Origin of the sequence: Mangrovibrevibacter kandeliae (genome assembly GCF_024519155.1) — a bacterium.
Lineage (GTDB): Bacteria > Pseudomonadota > Alphaproteobacteria > Rhizobiales > Rhizobiaceae > Mangrovibrevibacter > Mangrovibrevibacter kandeliae.
The window spans coordinates 435,434-460,016 of record NZ_JANIFJ010000003.1 but is presented as its reverse complement, the minus strand read 5'-3'; the positions used below and the strand labels follow the sequence as shown (position 1 = coordinate 460,016).

Sequence of the window (24,583 nt, the reverse complement as noted above, 5' to 3'; positions counted from 1 at the left end):
TGCTCCCTATCAGGGCCGTGGAAGACCACCACGTCGATAGGCCGGGGGTGGACGTGCAGCAATGCATGAAGCTGACCGGTACTAATCGCCCGATCGACTTGATCATTCTCATTCGCCAATGTTCATCCCCCCGCGACGGCGCCAGCCGTCGTCGGGACAGCGCGACAGTGGGATCGCACCGCGATCCCGCGAGAGCGCCCCGGAGCCGAACAGGGCTCCAGAGCAGCGAACATCGTCTCATTCTTCTCCCCGCGACGGCGCACGCTGTCGTCGGGTCGGCGCGACAGCGCGATTGCCAGGACGCCCACCGGGCGGCCAAGCAATCGTCGCGAAAGCGCCCCGGAGCCGGAAAAGGCTCCAGACGAACATCGTCTCATTCTTCTCCTCGCAATCGCGCCCCGCGCGATTGCGAGACGGCGCGACAGGCGGTTCGAACGAACCGCCGAAAGCGCCCCGGAGCCGGACAGGGCTCCTCCTGCCGCGACGGCCCTTGCCCTCGCGCCGAACCAGCTTCTCGAACGCTTGCGATTGGCCGACCTGGTGGTAACAGCGGGGCGGCCGCACCCGATCCCATTCCGAACTCGGCCGTGAAACGCCCCAGCGCCCATGATACTTCGTCTCAAGACGCGGGAAAGTCGGTCGCTGCCAGGTCTGCCAATCGCAAGCCCGCTTCTCGCCAAACCAACACCCCAAACACCCAACACAGAACACCGCCGCGATGCCCTGTCGTCTTCACGCGGCAGAGCGCACGAGGCAGCGTCAACGCGCGCATCCGCACGCACGCCGGCCGCGCCTGTGCATGCCGCAGTGCGCCCGCCCGACGCAGCGTGCCCGCCCGCCGCAATGGCCGGCCAAACGGAATTGCCAGGCCGGACACCTCCGCAGACGCGCGCCTCACGCCGCGCGGCCAAGTGCGGGCGTCCCTCGCGTCGCGCAGCACGCCGCTTGCAGCGCCGCGCTCAGCCGCTACAAGACAGCCGTTGGTGGAACAGCGGCTGGAGGCGGTTTGCAGACGGTACTGGTGGTCGGGGGGGCCGGCTATATCGGCTCTCACACCTGCATGATGCTGGCGGACCGGGGATACCGGCCGGTGGTCTACGACGACCTGTCGAGCGGACATGCCGACTTCGTGCAGTGGGGTGCGCTCGAGGTCGGCGACGTCGGCGACCGGAGGCGGCTCGAGGCGGTGATCCGGCACCATGCGCCCGTTGCTGTCTTTCATCTGGCGGCGCTGACCGGCGTCGGCGAGTCGATGCTCGACCCGCTGTCGACCTACCGGGCCAACGTCGCGAACGCGATCGAGCTCCTCGCCGCCATGCGGGCGACGGGTATCGACAAGCTGGTGTTCGCCTCGAGCTGTGCCGTCTTCGGACCGGCCGACCGGCTGCCCCTCGTGGAGGACCATCCGCGCCGACCGATCAGCCCGTATGGGCGCAGCAAGGCGATGATCGAGGAAGTCCTCGAGGATCTTGGCCGCAGCGGGGCCCTGCGCTCGGTCAGCCTGCGCTTCTTCAATGCGGCAGGTGCCGATCCGAAGGGGCGGATCGGCGAGCGTCATCGCCCGGAGACGCATCTCATCCCGGTCGCGATCGAGGCGGCGCTCGGCGACCGCGCGAACTTCCAGGTGTTCGGCGAGGACTACGAGACCCGCGACGGGACCTGCCTGCGGGATTACGTCCACGTTCTCGATCTCGCCGACGCCTTCGTGCGCGCGCTGGAGCACCTCATGGCAGGCGGCGAAACGCTCGCCGTCAATCTCGGGCGGGAGGAGGGCACGACGGTGCGCGAGGTCCTGGCATCGATCGAGCGGGTGTCGGGTCGCACGGTCCCGGTGGCACGCGCACCGCGCCGGCCCGGCGACCCGGCCGCCTTGACCGCCTGCGCAGCCCGTGCGCGCGCCGTCCTCGGTTGGACCTCGCGCTATGACCTCGACGCGATCGTGCGCAGCGCGTTCGACTGGCACCTGCGCGAGCGCAAGCGCAGGGACGCGGCCGGATGAGGCGGGCAACGACGCAACGGCTCGGCGTCGCTGCCATCGGTCGCCGGCGCGGCCTTACCTGGCGGCACTCGCGCGGTAGTCGCGAAACCACTCGACGAAGGCGCCGACACCCTCGACGAGCGGCGTCGACGGCCGGTAGCCGGTGAGCGCGAGAAGCAGGTCCGGCGCCGCGAAGGTCTGCGGCACGTCGCCTGGCTGCATCGGCAGGAGGATCCGGCGGGCCGGTCTGTCCAGCACCCGTTCGATCACCGTCACGAAGTCGAGCAGCCCGACCGGTGCGCCGCCGCCGATGTTGACCACGCGGAACGGCGCAACGGGGGAGAGACTGTCGGCGACGTCCATCGGAAGCGCCGGCGTGGCGTCGCCCGGCACCACCGACACGAGACGCAGGATCGCCTCGACGATGTCGTCGACATAGGTGAAGTCGCGCCGCATCTGGCCTTCGCCGTAGATCTCGATCGGTGCGTCGTCGAGGATCGCCCGGACGAACTTGAAGAGCGCCATGTCCGGCCGCCCCCATGGGCCGTAGACGGTGAAGAAGCGGAAGGCGGTGGTCGGAATTGTATGGAGGTGCGCATAGCTGTGCGCCATCGCCTCCGTCGCCTTCTTGCTCGCCGCATAGAGGGTCAGGGGCTCGTCGGCCCGGTCGGTCTCGCGAAAGGGCACGCGCGCGTTGGCGCCGTAGACCGACGAGGTCGAGGCGAGGAGGAGGTGGCGTGGCGGGGCGCGGCGCGCCAGCTCGAGCAGGTTGAAGGTGCCGGTGAGGTTGGAGTCGACATAGGCGCGCGGGTTGTCGAGGCTGTAGCGCACGCCCGCCTGGGCCGCGAGATGCACGATGAGGTCGAAGGGACCGTGCGCCTCGGCGGCATCGAGAGCCGCCAGATCCTCGAGCTGTCCGATCACCGGGCGGAACGACGGGAACTGCGCGAGCGCGGCGTGGCGCGCCTCCTTCAGCTGGACGTCGTAATAGGGCGTCAGGCCGTCGAAGCCGATGACCTCGTGCCCGTCCTGGAGCAGCCGGCGCGCCAGGTGGAAGCCGATGAAGCCGGCGCTCCCGGTGACGAGGCAGCGCATGGCGGGTCAGTTCGCGCCGGCGAGCCGTCCGACGCCGACATAGCGGAAGCCATGCCGTTCGGTCTCGTGCACGGGGTAGACGTTCCTGAGGTCGATCAGCACGGGCTCGGCGACGAGCCGCTTCAGCCGGCGGAAGTCGAGCGCACGGAACTCGTCCCATTCGGTGACGAGAACGAGCGCGTCGGCGCCCTCGGCGATCTCGTAGACGTTCTGCCCGTAGGCGATGTCGGGCATCAGCTCGCGGGCGCTCGCCATCCCCTCGGGATCGTAGGCCGCGATGACGGCCCCCTTGTCCTGCAGCGCCTGGATGATGGTGAGGGCCGGCGATTCGCGCATGTCGTCGGTGTTCGGCTTGAAGGTGAGGCCGAGGATCGCGATGCGCTTGCCGCGCACCTCGCCGCCGCAGGCCGCGATCACCTTGCGCGCCATCGCGCGCTTGCGGTTGTCGTTGACCGCGACGGTGGTCTCGACGAGGCGCAGCGGGCTCTCGTTGTCCTGCGCCGTCTTGACGAGGGCGAGCGTGTCCTTCGGGAAGCACGAGCCGCCGTAGCCGGGGCCGGCATGCAGGAACTTCCCGCCGATGCGCTTGTCCGAGCCGATGCCCTTGGCGACCTTCTGGACGTCGGCGCCGACCTTCTCGCAGAGGTCGGCGAGTTCGTTGATGAAGGTGATCTTCATCGCCAGGAACGCGTTGCCGGCATACTTGATCAGCTCGGACGTCCGGCGCTCGCAGAAGAACAGCGGCGACTCGTTGATGTAGAGCGGCCGGTAGACCTCCTTCATCACGGCGATCGCGCGCTCGTCCTCGGTGCCGATGACGATGCGGTCCGGCCGCTTGAAGTCGGCGATCGCCGCGCCCTCGCGCAGGAATTCCGGGTTGGAGGCGACGGCGATGTCGGCGTCCGGGTTCTCCTCGCGGATGATCCGCTCGACCTCGTCGCCGGTGCCAACCGGCACGGTGGACTTGGTCACGACGACGGTGAAGCCGGTGACCGCCCGCGCGATCTGCCGGGCGGCGGCGTGGACGTAGGAGAGGTCGGCATGGCCGTCGCCGCGGCGCGACGGCGTGCCGACGGCGATGAAGACGACGTCCGCGTCGCGCACCGCCTCTTCGAGATCGGTGGTGAAGTCGAGCCGTCCCGCCTCGGCATTGGAGCGCACGATCGCTTCGAGGCCCGGCTCGTAGATCGGCAGCTTGCCGGCTTTCAACGCTTCGATCTTGGATTCGACCGTGTCGACGCAGATGACGTGGTGGCCGAAGTCGGCAAAGCAGGCACCGGAGACGAGGCCGACATAGCCGGCGCCAACCATGACGAGACGCATCTTCTTCGGATCCTGATCGCACCGAACCTGTCGCGGCCCGACGTCGGGATGGACGCCGGCGCTGAGCGCAGCCGGTATCCCATCGGCGCCCGGCTTGCAACAAAGGCACCACCCGCGCTGCCGACGCATCGCCTGGCTCGCCGACGTCGCCGCACGCAGCTCGCGCCAGCGACAGAGGCGGGGCGCCGATGTTTCGGCACCCCGCCCGTAACGTCGTTCCGCGAAGGGAGGCTCGATCGGGGTATCGCCCGTCCGCCTCGGCTCTGGCCTCAGTCGCGGCCGGGACCGCGATCGCGCCCGTCGATGCCGCGGCCCGGGTGGCCCCAGCGCTTGCCGCCACCGAACGGCGGATGGTGCGGTCGCGCCTCGCGCAGAAGTTCGCCTGCGATCTGCTTCTGCTCGGGCGTCAGCTGCGCGGTGAGGCCGTCGAGGGCGCTGCGCGCATTGCGGGCCGCATCGCCGAGCCCGGCCATGTGGTCGAGCATGCCGCCGAGCCGTCCGATCGCCTGCGGCGCGTCGTTGTCACCGCTCGGGGTGGCCGTGTCCGGGCTGCCCGCATCCGGCATCGCGGCGTCGTCGGCATCGCCGGCGTCCTCATCGGGCGGCGTCATCCCAGCCATCGGCCCGTGCATCGGACGCATGGCCGTGACCAGCACGACGCTGGCCTTGGTGAAGGCGTCCCAGGCGGGCTTCTGCTCGGGCGTGATGCCGAGCGCGGTCTCCGCCGCGGCAAGCTTCCCGGCGATCTTCCAGAGCGGCGCGCCGGAGCGCGGGCCGTGGTCGTGACGGTGGTGCCGCATATGCCAGCCCGGACCGCGAGGGCCGCCCGGACCCTCCGGCCCCCCCGGCCGCTGTGCGTCTGTGGATGCCGGACGCGGCGGCGGCGGGGGCGCGTCCTCCGCCGCGGCAGAGGCAATGGCGGTTCCGCCGAGCGCAAAGGCGAGGCACGCGGCGAGGATTGTCTTGTTCGATGGCTTGGACATATCGATCTCCTTCAAGGTCCGATGCTCAGGAGATACGCCCGATCGCCGCCGCCCGGTGTTGAGCGCCCGTTTCCGATTGTTGCGGAACGTATGCGCCGTTCTCCCACGCCCGGCACGACGGGCCCCCGCGGGCTGAACCCGCAAGGTTTCGCAACATCTAAGCCGCTGCGCGGTCTGCTGCGCCGTGACATGACGGTGGGGACACAGGGAGAAACGACGCCATGGACGCAGCCCCGAGGATCCTCGTCGTCGACGACGACCCGGAAATCCGGCGCCTGCTCGGCCGCTATCTGGAAGGGCAGGGCTTTCAGGTCCTGCTGGCGGCCGGACGCCGCGACTGCGAGGCGAAGATCGCCGAGGCCGAGTTCGACCTCGTCGTCCTCGACGTCATGCTGCCGGACGGCTCGGGCCTCGATCTCTGCCGCGAGCTCCGGGACAGGCGGCCACAGCTCGCCATCATCCTTCTCACCGCCCTCAAGGAGGACGTCGACCGGATCATCGGACTCGAGCTCGGGGCCGACGACTATCTCGGCAAGCCGTTCAATCCGCGGGAGCTGTCGGCGCGCATCCGGGCGGTCCTGCGCCGCGGCGGGAGCGAACGGCCTGCGCCGGAGGCCGGCGCGGTGGCCGCGGCGGGCTATCGCTTCGAAGGCTTCAGCGTGGACGTTGCCGCGCGGCGGGTCACCGACGGTGGCGGTGCGGAGGTCGAGCTGACCGGGGCCGAGTTCAACCTTCTCCTCATCTTCCTGCAGCGGCCCGGCCGGGTGCTGTCGCGCGACACGCTCTCGGATCTCCTGCACGGCCGCCCGTCCGTCGATCCGCTCGACCGCACCATCGACGTCGCGATGAGCCGGCTGCGCAGGAAGCTTTCGGACGGCGGCGTCTTCCGCCTGTTCAAGACCGTGCGCAACGGTGGCTACCAGTTCGCCGCGCGGGTCGAGGCGGTCGCAGAGGCGGCACGATGAGCTCGTTGCGCAACCGACTTGCGGTCCTGCTCGTCGGCGCCATCGTCGCGGTCGTGGCGCTGGCGGCGCTCGTCACCGTCCAGATGCTCGACCGGCCCGACCGGCGCAGCTTCATCGAAGACACCGCCCGACGGATCGCGATCGCGGTGGATGCGCTGCGTGCTTCCCCGGGCCATGCGGCCGACTACGGCATCGAGCTCGCGGGGGCGCCGCCGCCCGCCGAGGACTGGGAGCCGGGCGGGATCAAGAAAATCCGCGCGGCGCTCGGCCGCCTCGGCCGCTCGATTGACCTGCGCGTCGTCCGGCGTGGGCCCGACCGGCAGCTCGCCGTCGAGTACGACGCGGGCCGCTGGGCGCTGCTGCCCGATTTCCGGCCGCCGCCGCCCTCGCGGTTTCCCCTCGTCGCCTATCTCGGCCTCGTCACTTTCGGCGCCATTGGCATCTCGCTGGTGGTCGCGACGCGCATGACGCGGCCGCTGCGCCTGCTCGACGAGGCGGTGCGGTCGCTTGGACCGGACGGCCTGCCGCAGCACGTCCCGGAAGAGGGACCGCTCGAGCTGCGCACCACCGCCGCCGCGATCAACCGCCTCAGCCACGGGTTGAAGACCGCCATCGAGAGCCGGATGCGGCTCGTCGCGGCCGCCGGGCACGACCTGCGCACGCCGATGACGCGAATGCGGCTGCGGGCGGAATTCCTGCCGGACGAGGAGCGGGAGGTCTGGCTGCGCGATCTGGAGGAACTCGACCACATCGCTGACAGCGCCATCCGGCTGGTGCGCGAGGAGGTCGATCCCTCCGTTCCGATGGAGGTCGAACTCGCCGGCCTTCTCGCCGAGATTCGCGCCGAGCTCGGGGAGCTGGGCCGGCCGGTCGAGCTGCAAGCGCCCGTGCCGGTGCGCGTCGCCGCGATGCCGATGGCGCTGAAGCGCGCGCTGCGCAATCTCGTCGACAATGCCGCGACGCACGGCGGCGGCGCGTGCGTGCGGCTGTCCTGCGACGGAGGCAAGGCGCTCGTCGTGATCGAGGACGACGGCCCCGGCATCCCCGACGACCTTCTGGGGCGCGCCTTCGAGCCGTTCTTCAGGGTCGATCCGGCGCGCATGAAGCGCTATCCGGGTGCCGGACTCGGCCTCGCCATCGCGCGGGAGATCGTCGAGCGGGCCGGCGGCGGCGTGACCCTGAGGAACCGGGAGGCAGGCGGGCTCCTTCAGGAGGTGCGCCTGCCTCTGGCGTCGTCCGACGCGAACTGAAGCAGGCCGTCAGACGGGAGCTTCGGCGTCTTGGCTGCCGGTCGGCGCGACCGGCGCCGTGTCGACCGGCAACGCGTCGAGGTCGTCCGGCTCCTTCAGCCGATGCACGGCGACGTAGAGCGCCGGCACGAAGAGCAGCGTGATGAGGGTGCCGGCGATGATGCCGCCCATCATCGCAAAGGCCATCGGCCCCCAGAACACCTCGCGCGAGATCGGGATCAGCGCGAGGCTCGCTGCGGCGGCGGTCAGGAGGATCGGCCGGGCCCGCATCTCGCTCGCCCGATAGACCGCGATCCACGGATGTTCGCCCGCCTCGCGCAGCACCTCGATCTGATGGACGAGGATGATCGAATTGCGGATCAGGATGCCGACGAGGGCGAGCACGCCGAGGATGGCGACGAAGCCGAGCGGGGCGCCGCTCGGCAGGAGCGCGGCGACGACGCCGATGAGGCCGAGCGGGGCTGCCGAGAGCACGATGAACATCGCCGTGAAGCTCTGCATCTGGATCATGATCAGGGTGAGCATCACGAACAGCATCATCGGCACGACCGCGGCGATGGGCCCCTGGCTCTCCTCGCTCGACTCGACCGCGCCGCCGAGCTCGACGTGGTAGTCCTGCGGCAGCCCGGCGGCGAAGGCGTCGATCTTCGGCTTCAGGTCCTGAACGATCGTCGCCGGCTGGGTCGGCCCGAGGATCGCGGCGCTGACGGTGATCGTCGGCACGCGCGAGCGGCTGTAGACGATCGGATCCTCGTAGCCGTAGCCGAAGCTGACGAGGCTCGCGAGCGGCACGGAGGCCCCCGCGGCATTGCTGAGCTGCAGGTTCTCGATCGCCTCGATCGACTCGCGGTCCGACTTGCGGCCCCGCGCGGTGATGTCGACGAGGTAGATGCCGTCGCGGATCTGGGTGATCACCGTGCCGTCGAGCACGAGGTTGAGGGTCGAGGCGATCTCCTGCGAGCTGATGCCGAGCTGGCGCGCCTTGTCCTGCAGGATCTTGACCTCCAGCACCCGCGCCGGCTCGTTCCAGTCCATCACGATGCTGTCGAGGCGGTTGTCCTCGGCCATCACGGCGGCGAGGTCGCGTGCCTTCGAGCGGACCGTCTCGAGGTCGGGGCCGCCGAGCCGGTACTGCACCGGGCGGCCCACCGGCGGTCCGAGCTCGAGATTCTTCACGTAGACGTCGGTTCCGAGCATCGCCTTTGCGGCGAAGGCGTCGATGCGCGCCCGCACGCGCTCGCGCGCTTCCAGGCTCTTGGTGACGATGACGATCTGGCCGAAGAAGGGGTTCGGCGCCTGGACGTCGTAGGCGAGGATGAAGCGCTCGGCCGAGCGGCCGACATAGGAGCTCCAGTGGGCGATGTCGTCGTCGCCCTTCAGCGTCGCCTCCAGCCGGTCCATCTGCGCCGCCGTGTCGCCGATCGCCGCGTTGTGCCGAAGCGTCACGTCGACCACCAGCTCCGGACGGTCGCTCGACGGGAAGAACTGCTGCTGCACGAACTGCATGCCGTAGAGGGCGCCGGCGAAGATGGCGAGGGTGACGAGGATGGTCAGGAACCGCCAGCGGATCGCCGTGCGCAATACGCCGCCGAAGCTGCGGCGCACGATGCCGGGCTTGCTCTCGTCGTGGTGCTTCATCGCCCGCGGCAGCATCAGGACGCCGATCAGCGGCGCAAACAGGACGGCGACGATCCAGGAGAGGGCGAGCGACAGCGCGATCACGATGAAGAGGGAGAAGGTGTACTCGCCGGCCGCCGACGAGTTAAAGCCGATCGGCAGGAAGCCGGCGACGGTCACCGCGGTGCCGGACAACATCGGGAAGGCGATCGACGTCCAGGCGAAGCTCGCCGCCTTCTCGCGCGTGTCGCCGGCCTCCAGCCGCGCCACCATCGTCTCGATGGTGATCATCGCGTCGTCGACGAGGAGGCCGAGGGCGATGATCAGCGCACCGAGCGAGATGCGCTGCAGGTTGACGTCGAGATACTGCATGCCGACGAAGGTCATCGCCAGCACCAGCGGGATCGACAGGGTGACGACGAGGCCGGCGCGAAAACCGAGGCTGATGAAGCTGACGGCCAGCACGATCAGGACCGCTTCGAAGAGGGCCTGCGTGAAGCCGCCGACCGCCTCCTCGACGACGGCGGACTGATCGGCGACGAGGTGGACGCCGACGCCGACCGGCAACTCGCTCTCGACCCGCGTCATCTCCGCCTTCAGCTCCTCGCCGAAGTCGAGGATGTTGCTGCCGGCGCGCATTCCGATGCCGAGGCCGATCGCCGGCTGCCCGTTGAAGCGGAACAGCTCGTCCGGCGGATCGCGATAACCGCGGGTGATGGTGGCGACGTCGCTCAGCCGGAAGAACCGGTCGTTGACCCGGAGGTTGACCGCCCGCAGGCTGTCCTCGGAGGTGTACTGGCCGCTGACGCGCACGAGGATGCGCTCGGGACCCGCCTCGATGACACCGGAGGGGGCGATCGCGTTCTGGCTCTGGAGGGTGTCGATGATCGCCTGCTGGTCGATCCCGAGCGCCGCGACCTTGCGCAGCGAGAACTCCAGGTAGATCACCTCGTCCTGCGCGCCGACGAGCTCGACCTTGCCGGCGTCGGGCAGCGCGATGATGCGCGTGCGGACGCCTTCGACATAGTCGCGCAGCTGCCGCTGGCTGAGCCCGTCCGAGGTGAAGGCGTAGATGTTGCCGAACACGTCGCCGAATTCGTCGTTGAAGGCGAAGCCCTGGAACTCGCTCGGAAACTCGCCGCGGATATCGGTCATCATGTTGCGCACGCGCTGCCAGATGGCGCTCACTTCGCCGGCGGGCGTCGTCGGCAGCAGGTTGACGAAGACGACCGTGCGTCCGGGCGTGGTGATCGAGCGCGTGTAGTCGAGCGAATCGAGCTCCTGCAGCTTCTTCTCGATCCGGTCGGTGACCTGCTCGGTCATTTCCTTCACGTTGGCGCCGGGCATCGTCGCCGAGACCACCATCGTCTTGATGGTGAAGTTCGGGTCCTCCTCGCGGCCGAGATTGAAATAGGCCATCGCGCCGGCGAAGAGCGCGGCGATCATGAAGAACCAGATGAGCGAGCGGTGATGCAGCGCCCAGTCCGAAAGGTTGAAGCTCTTCACGGCATCCGGTCTTTCTGGTTCAGGCTGACGCGCTGCGCGTCCTTGAGCGAGTGCACCCCGGCGACGGCGATGCGCTCCCCGGCCTTCAGGCCGCCGGTCACTTCGACAAACGCGCCCCGCGTGTCGCCGAGTTCGACCGTGCGCTGATGGACGGTGGCTGCGTCGCCGTCCGGCGTCACCACCCAGACGCTGGTCGCCCCGCCTTCGCCAAGAATGGACGTCCGGGGCACGACGAGCGCCCCCGCGCTCGTCCTCTCGGGCTGGGCGGTGATCAGCGTGCCGAGCCGGAAGGCGGCGGGCGGTGCGTCGAGTAGGATACGGACACGGTTGCTGCGGGTGAGGGCGTCCGCCTCCGGCGCCACCTCCCGCACCTTGCCCTGTGCGGTGATGGACGGATCGGTCTGCAAGAGGATGGTGAAGGGCGCGCCCGCCTCGACCGTGTGGATCAGCTCGCTCGGGATATCCACGACGGCCTCCCGCACGTCGGTGCGTGCAATGGTCATCACGGTCGCGCCGGCATTGACGACCTGGCCGACATCGCCGGTCCGCCCGGTGATCACACCGTCGAAGGGCGCCGTGAGGATGGCGTAGGACAGGGTGGTGCGCGCCTTGTCCAGATCGGCCCGAGCCTGCGCCAGCCCCGCATCGGCGGCCGTGGCACCCTGCTCGGCGGTGTCGAGTTCGGCCTGCGACAGGGCCTTGTCGGCGAACAGCGCTTCCGCGCGCGTCGCGCTCGCCCGTGCGGTTTCGGCCTGGGCCCTGGCGCTCTCGGCCTGCGCCTCGGCCGAACGGACGTTGGCCGCGAGCGTCTCGGCATCGAGCGCGGCGAGCTGCTGACCCTTCGTCACCTGGTCGCCGACACCGGCGTCGCGCGAGACGATGCGTCCGAGCGTGCGGAAGGCGAGGTCGGTCTCGTACCGCGGCTCGATCGTGCCCGAGAAGCTGCTGGCATCCGCGACTGTATCCTCCACCACCATCGTCAGGACGGGGCGCGGGGGAAGAGCGGGAGCGCTTTCCTCGCTCCCGCTGCAGCCGCCAAGCAGAAGCAGCAACGGTGTCGCCGCGAGGAGGAGCCGACCCTTCAACGCTCCGCCTCCGTCTTTGCCACCGACACCGGCTGGCCCGGCCGCAGCAGCTGCGCCGGTGCCACCACGATGCGGTCGCCGTTGGCCAGGCCAGCGGCGACGACGATCTTGTCGAAGTCGTAGCGCGCCACCTCGATCGGCTGCAGCGTGACCGTGTCGTTCGCCGGATCGAGCTTCCAGACGGCCGGCCGCCCCTCCTTGGCGACGAGGGCCTGCCAGGGCAGGAGGATCGCCTCGATCGGCGGGGTTGTCTCGCGTCCGACGACGGCGGCACCGAGCGCCATCTGCGGCGGCACCGTGTCGAGCCCCACCTTCACCTCCACGGTGCCGCGCTGCGGATCGAGCAGCGGCGACACCTCGCGGACATGGCCGGTGGTGCGCACGTTGGGATCGGACAGGAGCGCGATCTCGATCTGCGGCGGTGGTCCCGCCGCGGTCACCAGCTGTTCCTGCACGTCGAAGACCGCGTCACGCGGCCCGTCCTTGGCGAAACCGAAGACGGTCTGGGCCGCTGCGACGACCTGACCGGCATCGACGCTGCGCTGGGTGATGATGCCGGCCGTGTCGGCCGTGAGGTCGGTCTCGGTCAGCGCCGTGCGGGCCTGCTCGAGTGCGGCCTTCGCCGCGTCGAGCGCGCCTTGAGCCGTCTTCACGCCTTCGTCGGCCGATTCGAAGCTGCTGCGGGTGGTGTAGCCGCCGCCCAGCAGCGAGCGCTGACGCTCGAAGGCCGCCTTCGCCTGGCGCAGCTGGGCGTCCGCCGAGCGGACCGCCGCTTCGGCCGAGGTCACGTCGGCCTGCTGCTCCGCCGGATCGAGGCTGGCCAGCAGCGTGCCGGGCTCGACATGGCTGCCGACGTCGACCTCGACCCGGTCCACCCGGCCCCCGGTCTTGAACGACAGCGAGGCTTCGAAGCGCGCGGCGATCTCTCCGGTCAGCGCGACCGTATGGCTGTAGGGCGCCGGCTGCACCTCCGTCACCTCGACCGCCTGCAGCGGCCGTTCGGGCGTGGCCTCTTCGGAACAGGCGGCGAGCGCGGCGAGGAGGCCGGCCAGCATCGTGGCCGTCTTCGGCCGGACCCTGAGTTGAACCACCGTCACCGTCCTCGAGTGCGCGCGCAGGCTTTGTTCGGCCAACAAGATACTCTACAGTCGAGATATCTGATCGAAGGAGACTGCGCGTGCAAGAGGCCGGATCGAAAAAGCCGCCGGAGGAGTGTTTCGCACGGCCGTTCCAGCGACTGGTGCGGATGGCGGTGAACGCCGACCGGGACCTTGCCCGCAAGCATGGCCTTGCGCTCGCCGATCTGTGTTGCCTCGACCTGCTCGAGACGCAGGATGCCAGCGCCAAGGAGATCGCCGAATATGTCGACCTCTCGACCGGCGCGACGACAGCGCTGATCGATCGTCTCGAACGGGAAGGCTTCGTCGAGCGCCGCCCCAACCCGAACGATCGCCGCGGGGTAAGCGTCCACCTGGTGCACGCGCGCGCCAAGGCAGCGCTCGACGAGTTCCGGGAGTTGAAGGCGCCGGTGAAGGCGGCATGGCTGTCCCTGTCGGCGGGCGAGGCCGCGGCCGTCGTCCGGTTCCTCGAGACGGCCATCGGTGCGGCCGACGAGGCTGTCGAGACCGTCTGAGCGCGGCCCGGTCTCGGGCCCGGGTGCCTGTGCGTTGTGCCGGCCTCGAGGCGGCGATATCAGGAACCGATGATGATAGTGCGTGCAGATGGTTCGATGGCGAAGACGTTCGATGCGCCCGGTGATGCCCCTTCCGGGGGCGGGACAGCTCCGCGGGGCATGCGCCGCAAGATCCTCTTCGTCGTCACCGAGGACTGGTTCTTCGCCTCGCACTTCCTGCCGATGGCGCGCGCGGCGCGCGAGCTCGGTCTGGAGGCGGTGGTGGCGACGAGGCTGCGCGATCATGCCGACGTCATTCGCGCCTCCGGCGCGCGGGTCGAGGATCTCCAGATCCAGAGGGGGAGGCTGGAACCGCGCAGCATCCTGCGGTCCGTGTCGGCGCTCGAGGACATCCTCGAGCGGGAACGTGCGGACATCATCCACTGCATCGCCCATCTCCCCATCCTGGTCGGAGGCTTGGCAGCGCGCCGCCTCGGTATCGAGCGGCGGGTGTTCGCGCTGACGGGGCATGGCCTGTTCGGCGCGCGCCAGGGCTGGCGCGGCCTGCTGGCGCGCCAGGTGCTGCGCGGCGCGATCCGCGGCGTGCTCGGCTCGCGCCGGAGCCGCTACATCTTCGAGAACCCCAGCGATGCGCGAACGCTCGCCTTGTCGCCGACAGACCCGCGGGTGTCCATCGTCGGCGGCGCCGGTGTCGATCCCGCCCGTTTCGTGCCATCGCCGCTGCCCGAGGGGCGCACGCTTCGCGTCGCGCTGGTCGCCCGGATGCTGTGGTCGAAGGGAATCGACACGGCCGTCGAGGCGGTCGGTCTCGCCCGCCGTGACGGGGCCGACGTCACCCTCAGCCTCTTCGGGATGCCGGATCCCGACAATCCCCGCAGCATCGCCGTCGATCAGCTTCAGGCCTGGGCGGTGCGTGAAGGGGTCGAATGGCAGGGCTTCACCAGCGACGTCGCGGCGGTCTGGCGGTCGCATCATCTCGCCTGCCTGCCGTCGCGCGGCGGGGAGGGTCTCCCGCGAACGCTGCTCGAGGCGGCGGCCTGCGGCCGCCCGATCCTGACCACCGACGTGCCGGGCTGCCGCGACTTCGTGCGCGACGGGGTCGAGGGCTACGTGGTGCCGCCGGAGGACGCGGCTTCCCTGGCGGCTCGCCTGCGGCATCTGGCGGACGACCGGGCGCTGGTTCAGCAGATGGGACGGCACGCGCGCGAGCGGGTGGTGTCCGGTTACACCGAGCGCCATGTTATGGATGCGGTGAAGGCGGTCTATGCGGACCTGCTCGGGGTCGGGATGCCGGCATCGCGCGCGGGGACGATGCCCGGTGATACGGACGACGTCGCCGCCGGCGTTCGCTGACCGCTTGAAGCTGGACCGACGGGTACGGAAAGGACGTGGAGCGTGATGGAGGCGGTGAGGTTCGGCACCAGCGGACTGCGCGGTCTCGTCTCGGACCTTCTGGGATGGGCGAGCCTTGGCCACACGCTCGCCTTCCTCGCGTCCGGCGTCGCCGCGCGGGGTGCGGGTGCGGATCGTCTGCTTCTGATCGGCGAGGACCTGCGGGCGAGCAGTCCGGCGCTGGCGCAGGATTGCGCACGTGCGGCGCGGCTGGCCGGCTGGACGCCCGTCGCTTGCGGCCCCGTCGCGACCCCGGCGCTGGCGCTGCAGGCGATGCAGCGGCGGTCGCCGGCGATCATGGTCACCGGCAGCCACATCCCCGACGACCGCAACGGCCTCAAGTTCTACACGGCCGAGGGCGAGATCGACAAAGCCGACGAGATGGCGATCATGACCGCCTTTGCCGGCCTTCCTGGTCCCATCTCCAACGACGATGACGTGCCGGCGGCCGCGGAGACGGGGGTGATGGCGCGCTTTGCCGCGCGATACCGCGACTGGCTCGGGCCGGACGCGCTGACCGGGCTGCGGGTCGGGGTGTATCAGCACAGTTCGGTGGCCCGCGATCTCCTCGTGGACCTCCTCGCCGACCTCGGCGCGCAGGTCGAGCCGCTCGGCCGTTCCGCAAGTTTCGTTCCCGTCGACACCGAGGCACACCGGCGCGAGGATCTCACCCGTCTCGCCGAATGGGCCGCCACGGGCCGCTTCGATGCGATCGTTTCGACGGACGGAGACGCAGACCGTCCTCTCGTCTGCGACGAGACCGGCCGCCCGGTGCGCGGGGACGTCCTCGGCTTGCTCGTTGCCGACGTTCTCGGCCTGCGGACACTGGTGACGCCGGTGACGTCGAGTTCATCGGTCGAGGCCGCCGGACCGGGCCGGACGGTGCTGCGCACCCGCGTCGGCTCGCCCTTCGTGATCGAGGCGATGCAGGCAGCGCAGGCCCAGGGGCACGAGGCCGTCGGCGGCTTCGAGGCGAATGGCGGCTTCCTGCTGGCGAGCGACATCGAGCGCGACGGCCGGATCCTCGCCGCACTGCCGACGCGCGACAGCGTGCTGCCCATCCTGTGCGCGCTGCTCGAGATCGGCCGGCGCGGTGGCCGGCTGTCGGACATCGTCCAGACGATCGGCGCCGGCAACGCCGCGGCCGACCGGCTGCAGGGTGTGCCGGCCGAGCGCAGCGGCCCGTTCCTCGCCCGTCTCGAAAGCGATGTCGGGTACCGCAGCCGGCATTTCGCGCCGGTCGGCGCCGTCGCCGGCTGGGATGCGATCGACGGCGTACGGGTCCATCTGGCGGACGGCTCGGTCGTCCACTACCGGGCTTCCGGCAATGCGCCGGAACTGCGCTGCTATGTCGAGGCGGGCTCGAGCGAGGCGGCCGAGACCTTGCTGAAGTGGGGCCTGACCCGGGCCGCCGACGCGCTGGAGTACCAGACATGATGCCGCCCGCCGATCGCGGCGCAACGGCCGGTGGGCCGGAGCTGGACGATCTCGTGGCGATCGCGCTGCGGGGTGGGGCGCGGATCCTGTCGCACGGGGTGCCGCGCGGTGGAGAAGTGAAGGCCGACGGCTCGCCCGTCACCGCGGCCGACCGGATCTGCCAAGCCTCCATCCTCAGCGATCTCGCCGCGATCGCGCATGGTCTACCGGTGGTCGCCGAGGAAGAGATCGCCGGCGCCACGCCGGTGGCGCCGGCGTCGGACTGCATTCTCGTCGATCCGCTCGACGGGACGCGCGAGTTCCTGGCCGGCGATCCGGATTACACCGTCAATGTCGCGGTGGTGCGCGGCGGGTGGCCGGTCGCGGGCGTCGTCTATGCGCCGGCCCTCGCGATGCTGTGGGCCGCGCACGCCGAGCAGGGCGCTGTGAAGATGGAGATCGGTGACGACGGTGCCATCCTCCGCCGGCTTCCCGTCCGGTCGCGGCTGCGGCCCGAGCGGCCGGTCGCGCTCGCCAGCCGCTCCCACCTGTGTGCCGAGACCGCCGCCTGGCTGCATCGGGAAAATTGCGGCGAGGTGCGCTATCGCGGCTCCTCGCTGAAGATCTGTCTCGTCGCCGAGGGTGCGGCCGACCTCTATCCGCGCCTCGGCCCGACCCGGCAGTGGGACACGGCCGCCGCCGACGCCGTCCTGCGGGCGGCGGGCGGGGCCGTCCTGACGCTGGACGGCGTGCCGCTCGCCTATGGTGCGGCGTCGCCTCGGCCCGATTTCGTCAATCCGCCCTTCGTCGCCTATGGCGACCCGGCGGCGGCCGGACGCTGACGGCTCTGGAGCCGGCCGCCGGGGCCATATGCGGCCGGCCGGCGTGCTTCGAACACTTGCCGAAGGCGCGCCGGCACCACCGCTTCCGCCGTGCGGCGAAACCGCCTAGAACGGTGCGACAACCCGAGGCACGGTGCGAGGCGGATCGTTGGAACAGTTGATGCAGGTCGTGCCCATCGTGATGGCGGGCGGGTCGGGCACGAGGCTCTGGCCCCTGTCGCGCGACACCATGTCGAAGCAGTTCATCGGGCTGCTCGACGGGGGCATCTCTCCGTTTCAGGCGACGCTTCGCCGCGTGGCCGGCCTCGCCCGGCCGATCGTCGTCACCAACGCCGATTTCCGCTTCATCTGCGCCGAACAGCTCGCGGCCCTCGGCCTGGAGGCCGACATCGTGCTGGAGCCGGAGCGCCGCGACAGCGCCGCGGCGGTGGCGGTCGGCACGCTCCTCGCGGCGGCACGTCAGGCCGACGCGCTCTGTCTCGTTCTCGCCTCCGACCACCTCATCCTCGACGATGCGGGCTTCAGGACCTCGGTGGCGGCCGCCGCCGAGCTCGCACGGCAGGGTCGCATCCTGACCATCGGCATCGTTCCGGATCATCCCTCGACCGCATACGGCTACATCAAGCCCGGCAACCCTCTGCCCGGCAGCCCGAACGCGCATGTCCTCGACCGCTTCGTGGAAAAACCCGATCGCCAGACGGCCGAACGCTACCTCGCCGAAGGATACCTCTGGAACAGCGGCAACCTCGCCTACCGGGCCGACGCGATGCTCGGCGAGCTGCGCGCCCATGCGCCGACCGTTCTCGCCGCGGCCGAGGCGGCGATGGCGAAATCGACGGTGGACCTCGACTTCATCCGGCTCGATCCCGCGGCCTTCGCCGCGTCGCCGTCCGTGTCGATCGACTACGCGCTGATGGAGAAGACCCGGATCGGCGGCGTGCTCGAAGCCGGCTTCGACTGGTCCGACATCGGCTCATGGGCCTCGCTCTTCGACGCCCGGGCGAAGGACGGCGAGGGCAACGTCCTCTCCGGCGACGTCGTGGCGCTCGACACGCGCGACAGCCTGGTGTCCAGCAGCGGCCTCCTGACCGCCGTGCACGGGCTGTCGGACATCGTAGTCGTCACCACCGGCGACGCCGTCCTCGTCACCTCGCGCGCCCGCGCCGGCGAGGTGAAGGCGCTCGTCGCGGAGCTGAAGGCGCGCGGGCGACCGGAGGCGCAGGAGCATCTGCGGATCCACCGTCCCTGGGGCTGGTACCAGCGCATCGACCGGGGCGACCGCTTCCAAGTCAAGCACATCTGCGTCAAGCCCGGCGGCCAGCTCAGCCTGCAGCGCCATCACCATCGGGCCGAACACTGGGTGGTGGTCCACGGCACCGCCGAGGTCACCATCGACGACGCCGTGCGGCTCTATCACGAGAACGAGGCCGCCTATCTGCCGATCGGCTGCGTCCACCGGCTGCGCAATCCCGGCAAGATCGACCTCAAGCTGATCGAGGTGCAGGTCGGCAGCTACACCGGGGAGGACGACATCGTGCGCATCGAGGACATCTACGCACGGACGTGAGCGGCGGGCGGCCAGCCGCCTCCAGGATCGCGCCGCTGCGGACGGCTCGGGTCCTACGGCTGCGAGTAGAGCCCGCTCCGCGCGATGGCGAAGAGCCTCTGCACGGCGGTGAGGCGGCGCACGTTGGCAAGGCCCGCGGCCGTCACGCGGAGACCGTCCGGCGCCCTGTGCACCAGTCCCATCTCCTCCAGCAGCGCCATACGGCCTTCCACCGTCGGGCGACCGAGCTCCTCCACCAGGCGGTCGAGCGTGACCGCATGCCCGGGCTCGGCTGCGAGCAGGCCGAGCATCTGCAGCGACACGGACTTGTAGACGGCGCTGAAGACGAAGAGGTTGAGCACGGCGCCGAGGCCGACCACCGCGCTGGCCGGCCAGAAGAGCAGCCGCTCGGCGAACGCGAGCCCGAGAAGAAGGGCGACGGCTTCACCCAGCAGGGCAGCCCCGACGTGGACGAGCACCGGCGCCACGGCGCGGCGCAGGCGCAGGACCAGCGGGACGGCGGCGAACGCGACGAGAAAGCCCGCGACGCCGCAGAGCACCGAGACGAGGGGGTCAGTCATGACGTGGTGGCTCGCCGACCGACGCCGGCGCGTGCGGCTGCGGCTGCGCGAGCCCGTAGAAGCGGCGCAGCAGGTCGGCGAGGCGGGCGAAGGCCCGGGCGCGCCCTCCCGTCAGCCGGACCGTGCCGGCCGCTTCACGCACCAGGCCGGCCCGCAGCAGCAGACCCAGCCGGTCCTGCGTGAACATCCGGTAGCCGCCGCCGGCGTACTCGCGGAACCAGTTCTCGTGGCTCTCGGCCGGGCCCGAGCGGGCGAGCGCCAGAAGCAGCGAGGTGGTGAAGCCCCAGCAGACCAGCGTCCAGAGCGTGAAGGCCGACAGGATGGCGCCCGCGAGGATCATCGCGCCGGCGAGGAGGTCGGCCCAGGCGGGCGAATGGCCGGCGAGCGCCGCGAGCACGATCCCGGCGGCGAAGAGGGCGAGGGCGAGCCCTGCCGCCGCCGCGAAGCGGGCGGTGAGCGAGGCGATGCGGAGCGGCGGGTGCGAGAGGAGGATCAGCGCCGGCAGGAGGAGGAGCCCGAGGCCGAGGCCGAGGCCGCTCGCAAGCCCCGGCACGAGGTCGACCGTCACGGCCGCGCTCCTCGATCGGCTGCGCCCGCCTCGTCGAGATAGAGCCGGCGGATGCCGCCGAGCGCCCAGATGACGCCGCCGAGCAGCGCCACGAGAAGGACGATGAGGCCGATGCCGAGCGACACCAGGAGCGCCGTCGCGCTGGGCACGCCGAGGAGGCTGAAGGCGAAGACGATCGAGGCCTCGCGCACGCCCCAGCCGGCGACGCTGATCGGCACGTAGGACACGAGAAGGGCCGGCGCGATCGCGGCCAGGCAGTCGAGGAAGCCGATCTCGGTGCCGAGGCCGCGGGCCAGCAGGAAACCGAGCACCACCGTCAGCAGATGCACCGCGATGCCGAGGCCGAGAATCAGGCCGACGGCGCCGATCGACACGCGGCGGAAGAGGCGCCGGAAATCCACCACCCAGTCGACCAGCCCCGGGAGCGGCGCCGGCAACCGGTCGCGCATGGCCAGCAGGATGTCGGTGAGATGGATGCGGAACGGCAGGACCAGCACCAGAAAGCCGAACAGGCAGACCGTCACCAGCACCATCAGCGAATCGACCGCGGCTTCACCCTGGATGTGACCCATCAGCACGACGATGCTGACGGCGCAGACGAGGGCCAGCGACACCAGCCCAATGATCCGGTCGAAGGCGAGGATGCGCAGCGAGGCGGCGGTGGAGAGCCCGCGCCGGGTCTGCCACCAGAGCCTGAAGGCATCGGCGCCGAGGGACGCGGGCAGGCCTTGCGAGAAGAAGAAGCTGACGAGGATCGCCCGGGCGAATTCGCCGACCGGCAGGCGGGTGCCTTCCAGGACGGCGATGCGCTGCCAGCGCCAGCCGAGCAGCCCCGCCTGGAGCAGCACCACCGCGACGCCGGCGACGACCACCAGCGGCGACAGCGACGTCAGCCGGTCATACGCCTCGTGCCAGTCCACGATTGCCGCGACATAGGCGAACAGCGCGACGCCGAGCGCGATCTTCCACGCATAGGAGAACCAGGCCTTCATGCCAAAGATCTAGCCGGTATGCCGAGAGCGGATGTAAGGGTCATGGCAGCTCGATGGTGAGCGCGTCGGGGCGCGGGCTGTTCTGGCTGGCATCGCCCGATGAGGCGTTGGGCGTCGTGACGACTAGTTGGTCGTGCCAGCTCTGATTCATCACGTGATGGATGGAAAGGTGGTCGGCGACGTTGATCGCCATCAGGTAGAGATAGTTGGCGGTGTTGCGCCAGCCGAACTCGCTATAGCCCGGACCGCCTTGAACCGGGAGAACGAAGTTGAAGTTCGTCACCTGCGGATGCTCGACGAAGGCGGCGCGGATGGCGGCCACCGTGCGGTTGTTGGGGATTGCGATTTCGTCCTTCACCGTAATGAAAGCGAGCAACGCGCCGCCGACGGCGAGAATGGCAGCGAGAGGACCTCGCCAGCGTCCGGCCAATACGGCGAGTCCGGCGAAGGCCCAGTAGCCTATCAAGAAGTTCAGCGGCGTGAGGGTTACGTAGGACGGGTAGTTGCGCGCCAGAATGGCGAAGCCGTCGGAAGCGACAAGCAGACCGACGAGGACGATGCTGGGCAGCAGGAAGCGCCAGGACTGCCGGAAGAACTCGAACGCGACCTTGATTGCCATAAGTATGGCCACGACCACCACAGGAAGGCCGACCTGCGGCGGCCCGACGACCTTCCAGAGATTGGCAGCTTGGATGAAGCGGCCTGAGACGAAGTCGAGGACAATGCTCGGGGCCGGAAACTGGACCGCCTGGGGTCCGTAGCGTTCGTCCGGAATGGCGATAATGCGCCAAACTAAAAAGTAGGCGACGGAGACTGCCGTGACGAAGCAGCCGACGGCTATGACGTAGCCGATGGTGCGTCTGTCAACAGATGATGCGAGCAGCGGCACGGCCAGCATCGCAAACGCGAGAAGGACTTGTTGCTGGTAGATGAGGAGCGCCGCGACATACAGGAGGGCAGCGATAAGTGGCCTTGCCGGCTCAATATCTTCCCGCCGACGCGGTAGAACGACCGTTGCGCACGTTGTCAGAAGGATGGCGACGGCGAGTTGCGTGCCGTCTGCGACCACGATTTGATAACCCGGTAGCGACAGGAGCACGATCGGCAGCCACATTGCCGTAACACGGTCATGACCCCAATCCAGGAACCAGCGCTTAAGGATGACGGCCGTGGCGGCGAGCGCAAGGATGGCGCTGCCGCGCATTACATAGATGACATCGAGCCCGATTGTCTGCTGCATCTGGCCGCTGATCCAGATGAAGGCTGAGAAGGCGGGCCGGCCCATACGGAAGGTCCAGCTGTAGGTGCCAGGGCGTACGATCCACGTCTCGTCGGTGAGGAGATAAGGAAAGAATAGCGTGGCCGAGTAAGCGAGAAACAAGACGATGGCGTAGAAAACAAAGTCTCTTGTGTTCCAAGCAAGCGGAGTGGCTTTCGGCGTCGGAAGCGACGGTTCGCCGTCTGTGGCTGATGAGATTGCGTTCATGACGACTCGTGCATTGGCGGCTTTGGAGGCAGGGACAATATCCGCCACACCGCGGCGGTCAGAGAAAGGAAACTGAGGGCTGACCATTTGGCTGGGCGAGTTCTGTGTCCATTATGAAGTTGTGCCAGATCGTCCGGCTGGAGAGTTAGCCTTTATAAGCCGGATTGAACATCACCGTTCGATACGCCGAAAGCCCCACCACGCCGATGATGAGGAATATCATCGGAGATAGATCGCGCAGCACGTCTGCGCTTCTCATCCGATGGTGGACATGGGTCAGCGCGGCTATCAGCGACAACTCCATCATCGTGAGGAAGAGCAACGCCATGGAGGAGCGGGAGAAGAGCAGGAAGGTGAGGAGGAGGACCTGAGCGGGAGCGCCGCATAGCCGCTAAAGATTGAAGGAGCGGGCGGGCGGATCAGCTCCAGGAGGATGTGGACGACGGCGACGGCGCCGAGCACGTCGAACAGGCGCGTCTCCGATAGATTGACTGTCGCCTCGCCAAGGTCAGCCCGATCGCCCGGATATACCCCGGAAACATCGCCGCGATGGCGACGAGCGTGCAGCCGAGGATCGCCAGCGCAGTGACGTCGCGGCGGTAGCGCGCCACGGCCGCGACGAGAGACAGCCCGAGCAGCACGAACCAGAAGTAGCCGAGGCTGCTCACATGCGGGCCGAACAGGCGGAACGCCATGTTCACGTAGTCCGACATGCCCCGGTCGTCCGCCACCCAGTAGTAGGGCCGGTCGCCGCGCTCGGCGGTCTTCTGGATGGCGTCCTGGATCAGCTGGTCGAGCGGCGCGGCACCCTGGAAGGGCACGGCGACCGCGAAATAGCCGGCATAGTCGTGCTTGCGCCCTTGATAGATCTGCGAAATCGCCACCGGGATGGCGTGCATGCGCGTGCGGTTGGACGGATCGCTGTCGATCAGTCCGAGGGACTTGGCCCACCACAGCGACCCGAGGAACATGACGATCAAACAGAGAATCAACCCGCGCCGCACATCGACCCCTCAAGCATCCGCATTCGCGGGCACTCTAGCGTGAAGCGCGCGGCGCTTTGCAACGCCGGAGGGTCTTCGGCGCCGCCTTCCTTGGCGACTGTGGCCGAGGTGCCGCAGTGCGCGGAAACCCGTGTGAGGCCGCGGCGATGGCGCCGGACCTTGCGCGAACCTGTCTCGCTTGCGTGGAAATTTCGTCGTATGGCCTGCCATCGGCGAGTCGTGCCTTCGGGCGCATACGTCGACCTTGGTTCATCTTTACCCAAACCCTCTCTCGCAACGGGATCGACGGCAGAATGAACGACAGCACCCTCGACATCGTCACCGGCGGCGCCGGCTTCATCGGCAGCCATCTGGTCGACCGGCTGATCGCGGCCGGCCGTCGCGTCAGGGTGATCGACAACTTCTCCAACGGCGCCGAGCGCAATCTCGTCCAGCACCAGGGCAATGCGCAGCTCGAGGTGGTCAAGGCCGACATCGGCGACAAGGCCGCCGTCCAAGGGCTCTTCGAGGGAGCCGAGCGGGTCTTCCATCTCGCTGCGCTCGCCGACATCGTGCCGTCGATCAACGAGCCCGAGGCCTACTTCCGGGCCAATGTCGACGGCACCTTCAACGTGCTCGAGGGGGCGAAGGCGGCGGGGGTGAAGCGCTTCCTCTACGCCGCCTCGTCGAGCTGCTACGGGATCGCCGATGCGGTGCCGACCCCCGAGACGGCATCGATCTCGCCGCAGTATCCGTATGCTCTGACCAAGTATCTCGGCGAAGAGCTGGTGATGCACTGGGCCAAGGTCTACCAGCTGCCGGCCGTGTCGCTGCGCCTGTTCAACGTCTTCGGGCCGCGGGCTCGCACCTCCGGCACCTACGGCGCGGTCTTCGGCGTGTTCCTGGCGCAGATCAAGGCCGGGAAGCCGGTGACCATCGTCGGGGACGGGACGCAGACGCGCGACTTCACCTTCGTTGCCGATGTCGTCTCGGCCTTCATTCGGGCCGCGGAGTCCGATCGCGCCGGCCAGATCTACAATGTCGGCAGCGGCGGCACCTACAGCGTCAACCGACTGGTGGAACTGCTCGGCGCCAAGGAAACCGTCCACATCCCGAAGCGGCCGGGCGAGCCGGACGTGACCTTCGCCGACACGGGGAAGATCTCCCGCGAGCTTGACTGGCACGCCGAGATCAGCTTCGAGGAGGGGTGCCGGGTGATGCTCGAACACATCGCCTACTGGGAAAACGCACCGGTCTGGACGGTGGACAAGATTGCCGAAGCCACGCGAGACTGGTTCAAGTATCTGGGTAAGGAGTGACTGCGCCTCGGGGGCCGCATGAC

At 69.3% G+C, this 24,583-nt stretch carries 21 protein-coding genes and 2 rRNA genes; 11 read left to right on the top strand and 12 right to left on the bottom strand.

Translation table 11 applies throughout. The features are described from left to right. From NPA30_RS11785 to galE, 3 genes are all read left to right on the top strand, one after another. Window positions 1-106: ribosomal RNA gene (locus NPA30_RS11785) — 23S ribosomal RNA — on the top strand; the annotation flags it as partial. Between the two features lie 430 nt (window positions 107-536). Next, window positions 537-651 (top strand): 5S ribosomal RNA (gene rrf, locus NPA30_RS11780). 355 nt (window positions 652-1,006) lie between these two features. Next, window positions 1,007-1,999 carry a UDP-glucose 4-epimerase GalE gene (gene galE, locus NPA30_RS11775; protein WP_256802874.1) on the top strand — a complete coding sequence of 331 codons (993 nt, stop codon included), beginning with the start codon at window positions 1,007-1,009 and terminating at the stop codon, window positions 1,997-1,999. Between the two features lie 54 nt (window positions 2,000-2,053). On the opposite strand, the gene NPA30_RS11770 is transcribed toward galE, so the two are convergent. The 3 genes from NPA30_RS11770 to NPA30_RS11760 form a co-directional block, all read right to left on the bottom strand. After that, a complete protein-coding gene (locus NPA30_RS11770; RefSeq protein ID WP_256802872.1) occupies window positions 2,054-3,073 on the bottom strand; it encodes an NAD-dependent epimerase/dehydratase family protein in 1,020 nt (339 codons plus the stop codon). A 6-nt stretch (window positions 3,074-3,079) separates the two neighbouring features. After that, window positions 3,080-4,396, bottom strand: coding sequence for a UDP-glucose dehydrogenase family protein (locus tag NPA30_RS11765; RefSeq protein ID WP_256802871.1), 1,317 nt, complete (start codon window positions 4,394-4,396; stop codon window positions 3,080-3,082). A 269-nt stretch (window positions 4,397-4,665) separates the two neighbouring features. Further along, window positions 4,666-5,196, bottom strand: a complete 531-nt coding sequence (locus NPA30_RS11760) for a Spy/CpxP family protein refolding chaperone (RefSeq protein WP_256802870.1) — start codon at window positions 5,194-5,196, stop codon at window positions 4,666-4,668. A 404-nt stretch (window positions 5,197-5,600) separates the two neighbouring features. Between NPA30_RS11760 and NPA30_RS11755 the strand changes: the two genes are divergently transcribed. Continuing rightward, window positions 5,601-6,344, top strand: coding sequence for a response regulator transcription factor (locus tag NPA30_RS11755; protein WP_256802869.1), 744 nt, complete (start codon window positions 5,601-5,603; stop codon window positions 6,342-6,344). After that, window positions 6,341-7,594: an ATP-binding protein gene (locus NPA30_RS11750; protein WP_256802868.1), complete on the top strand. Its 1,254-nt coding sequence runs from the start codon at window positions 6,341-6,343 to the stop codon at window positions 7,592-7,594. The genes NPA30_RS11755 and NPA30_RS11750 overlap by 4 nt, the downstream gene beginning before the upstream one ends. Window positions 7,595-7,603: 9 nt before the next feature. Here NPA30_RS11750 and NPA30_RS11745 read toward each other — a convergent pair whose 3' ends face one another. From NPA30_RS11745 to NPA30_RS11735, 3 genes are read right to left on the bottom strand one after another with little or no spacing between them, the layout of a single operon-like run. Then, window positions 7,604-10,717, bottom strand: coding sequence for an efflux RND transporter permease subunit (locus tag NPA30_RS11745; RefSeq protein ID WP_256802866.1), 3,114 nt, complete (start codon window positions 10,715-10,717; stop codon window positions 7,604-7,606). After that, entirely contained in the window at window positions 10,714-11,802 is a 1,089-nt protein-coding gene (locus tag NPA30_RS11740; RefSeq protein ID WP_256802865.1) for an efflux RND transporter periplasmic adaptor subunit, read from the bottom strand. Before NPA30_RS11740 ends, NPA30_RS11745 begins: the two co-directional genes overlap by 4 nt. Beyond that, window positions 11,799-12,893 (bottom strand): efflux RND transporter periplasmic adaptor subunit, encoded by a 1,095-nt coding sequence (locus NPA30_RS11735; protein ID WP_256802864.1) that lies wholly within the window; start codon window positions 12,891-12,893, stop codon window positions 11,799-11,801. The genes NPA30_RS11740 and NPA30_RS11735 overlap by 4 nt, the downstream gene beginning before the upstream one ends. Window positions 12,894-12,979: 86 nt before the next feature. On the opposite strand from NPA30_RS11735, the gene NPA30_RS11730 reads away from it, so the two are divergent. The 5 genes from NPA30_RS11730 to NPA30_RS11710 all read left to right on the top strand — a co-directional run bounded on the left by NPA30_RS11730 (window position 12,980) and on the right by NPA30_RS11710 (window position 18,652). Next, window positions 12,980-13,435, top strand: a complete 456-nt coding sequence (locus NPA30_RS11730) for a MarR family winged helix-turn-helix transcriptional regulator (RefSeq protein WP_256802861.1) — start codon at window positions 12,980-12,982, stop codon at window positions 13,433-13,435. 159 nt (window positions 13,436-13,594) lie between these two features. After that, the gene (locus NPA30_RS11725) at window positions 13,595-14,788 is read left to right on the top strand and encodes a glycosyltransferase family 4 protein (protein ID WP_256802859.1); all 1,194 of its coding nucleotides are present in this window, start codon (window positions 13,595-13,597) and stop codon (window positions 14,786-14,788) included. Window positions 14,789-14,833: 45 nt separating this feature from the next. After that, window positions 14,834-16,264, top strand: coding sequence for a phosphohexomutase domain-containing protein (locus NPA30_RS11720; protein WP_256802858.1), 1,431 nt, complete (start codon window positions 14,834-14,836; stop codon window positions 16,262-16,264). Further along, entirely contained in the window at window positions 16,261-17,085 is an 825-nt protein-coding gene (locus tag NPA30_RS11715; RefSeq protein WP_256802857.1) for a 3'(2'),5'-bisphosphate nucleotidase CysQ family protein, read from the top strand. Before NPA30_RS11720 ends, NPA30_RS11715 begins: the two co-directional genes overlap by 4 nt. 160 nt (window positions 17,086-17,245) lie before the next feature. Continuing rightward, window positions 17,246-18,652 (top strand): mannose-1-phosphate guanylyltransferase/mannose-6-phosphate isomerase, encoded by a 1,407-nt coding sequence (locus NPA30_RS11710; protein ID WP_256802856.1) that lies wholly within the window; start codon window positions 17,246-17,248, stop codon window positions 18,650-18,652. A gap of 53 nt (window positions 18,653-18,705) precedes the next feature. Here the strand turns inward: NPA30_RS11710 and NPA30_RS11705 are convergent, their stop codons facing one another. The 6 genes from NPA30_RS11705 to NPA30_RS11680 form a co-directional block, all read right to left on the bottom strand. After that, on the bottom strand, window positions 18,706-19,212 hold the full coding sequence (locus NPA30_RS11705; protein WP_256802855.1) for a hypothetical protein: 507 nt from the start codon (window positions 19,210-19,212) through the stop codon (window positions 18,706-18,708). After that, window positions 19,205-19,780, bottom strand: coding sequence for a hypothetical protein (locus NPA30_RS11700; protein WP_256802854.1), 576 nt, complete (start codon window positions 19,778-19,780; stop codon window positions 19,205-19,207). The genes NPA30_RS11705 and NPA30_RS11700 overlap by 8 nt, the downstream gene beginning before the upstream one ends. Next, the gene (locus NPA30_RS11695; RefSeq protein WP_256802853.1) at window positions 19,777-20,772 is read right to left on the bottom strand and encodes a lysylphosphatidylglycerol synthase transmembrane domain-containing protein; all 996 of its coding nucleotides are present in this window, start codon (window positions 20,770-20,772) and stop codon (window positions 19,777-19,779) included. Before NPA30_RS11695 ends, NPA30_RS11700 begins: the two co-directional genes overlap by 4 nt. 40 nt (window positions 20,773-20,812) lie before the next feature. Further along, window positions 20,813-22,258 (bottom strand): hypothetical protein, encoded by a 1,446-nt coding sequence (locus NPA30_RS11690; RefSeq protein WP_256802852.1) that lies wholly within the window; start codon window positions 22,256-22,258, stop codon window positions 20,813-20,815. A 145-nt stretch (window positions 22,259-22,403) separates the two neighbouring features. Beyond that, window positions 22,404-22,586 (bottom strand): hypothetical protein, encoded by a 183-nt coding sequence (locus NPA30_RS11685; RefSeq protein WP_256802851.1) that lies wholly within the window; start codon window positions 22,584-22,586, stop codon window positions 22,404-22,406. Window positions 22,587-22,677: 91 nt separating this feature from the next. Continuing rightward, window positions 22,678-23,238 (bottom strand): hypothetical protein, encoded by a 561-nt coding sequence (locus NPA30_RS11680; protein ID WP_256802849.1) that lies wholly within the window; start codon window positions 23,236-23,238, stop codon window positions 22,678-22,680. Between the two features lie 317 nt (window positions 23,239-23,555). Here NPA30_RS11680 and NPA30_RS11675 point away from each other — a divergent pair, with 317 nt between their 5' ends. Then, a complete protein-coding gene (locus tag NPA30_RS11675; RefSeq protein WP_256802848.1) occupies window positions 23,556-24,560 on the top strand; it encodes an SDR family oxidoreductase in 1,005 nt (334 codons plus the stop codon). The last annotated feature ends 23 nt before the right edge of the window (window positions 24,561-24,583 follow it).

Excerpts from the sequence above, each read along its gene's own strand:
- NPA30_RS11715 (WP_256802857.1), top strand. The coding sequence starts at position 16,261 with ATGATGCCGCCCGCCGATCGCGGCGCAACGGCCGGTGGGCCGGAGCTG.
- NPA30_RS11695 (WP_256802853.1), bottom strand. The coding sequence starts at position 20,772 with ATGAAGGCCTGGTTCTCCTATGCGTGGAAGATCGCGCTCGGCGTCGCG.
- NPA30_RS11685 (WP_256802851.1), bottom strand. The coding sequence starts at position 22,586 with ATGGCGTTGCTCTTCCTCACGATGATGGAGTTGTCGCTGATAGCCGCG.
- NPA30_RS11755 (WP_256802869.1), top strand. The coding sequence starts at position 5,601 with ATGGACGCAGCCCCGAGGATCCTCGTCGTCGACGACGACCCGGAAATC.
- NPA30_RS11675 (WP_256802848.1), top strand. The coding sequence starts at position 23,556 with ATGAACGACAGCACCCTCGACATCGTCACCGGCGGCGCCGGCTTCATC.
- NPA30_RS11720 (WP_256802858.1), top strand. The coding sequence starts at position 14,834 with ATGGAGGCGGTGAGGTTCGGCACCAGCGGACTGCGCGGTCTCGTCTCG.
- NPA30_RS11690 (WP_256802852.1), bottom strand. The coding sequence starts at position 22,258 with ATGAACGCAATCTCATCAGCCACAGACGGCGAACCGTCGCTTCCGACG.
- NPA30_RS11765 (WP_256802871.1), bottom strand. The coding sequence starts at position 4,396 with ATGCGTCTCGTCATGGTTGGCGCCGGCTATGTCGGCCTCGTCTCCGGT.
- NPA30_RS11705 (WP_256802855.1), bottom strand. The coding sequence starts at position 19,212 with ATGACTGACCCCCTCGTCTCGGTGCTCTGCGGCGTCGCGGGCTTTCTC.
- NPA30_RS11760 (WP_256802870.1), bottom strand. The coding sequence starts at position 5,196 with ATGCGGCACCACCGTCACGACCACGGCCCGCGCTCCGGCGCGCCGCTC.
- NPA30_RS11725 (WP_256802859.1), top strand. The coding sequence starts at position 13,595 with ATGCGCCGCAAGATCCTCTTCGTCGTCACCGAGGACTGGTTCTTCGCC.
- NPA30_RS11770 (WP_256802872.1), bottom strand. The coding sequence starts at position 3,073 with ATGCGCTGCCTCGTCACCGGGAGCGCCGGCTTCATCGGCTTCCACCTG.
- NPA30_RS11750 (WP_256802868.1), top strand. The coding sequence starts at position 6,341 with ATGAGCTCGTTGCGCAACCGACTTGCGGTCCTGCTCGTCGGCGCCATC.
- NPA30_RS11710 (WP_256802856.1), top strand. The coding sequence starts at position 17,246 with ATGCAGGTCGTGCCCATCGTGATGGCGGGCGGGTCGGGCACGAGGCTC.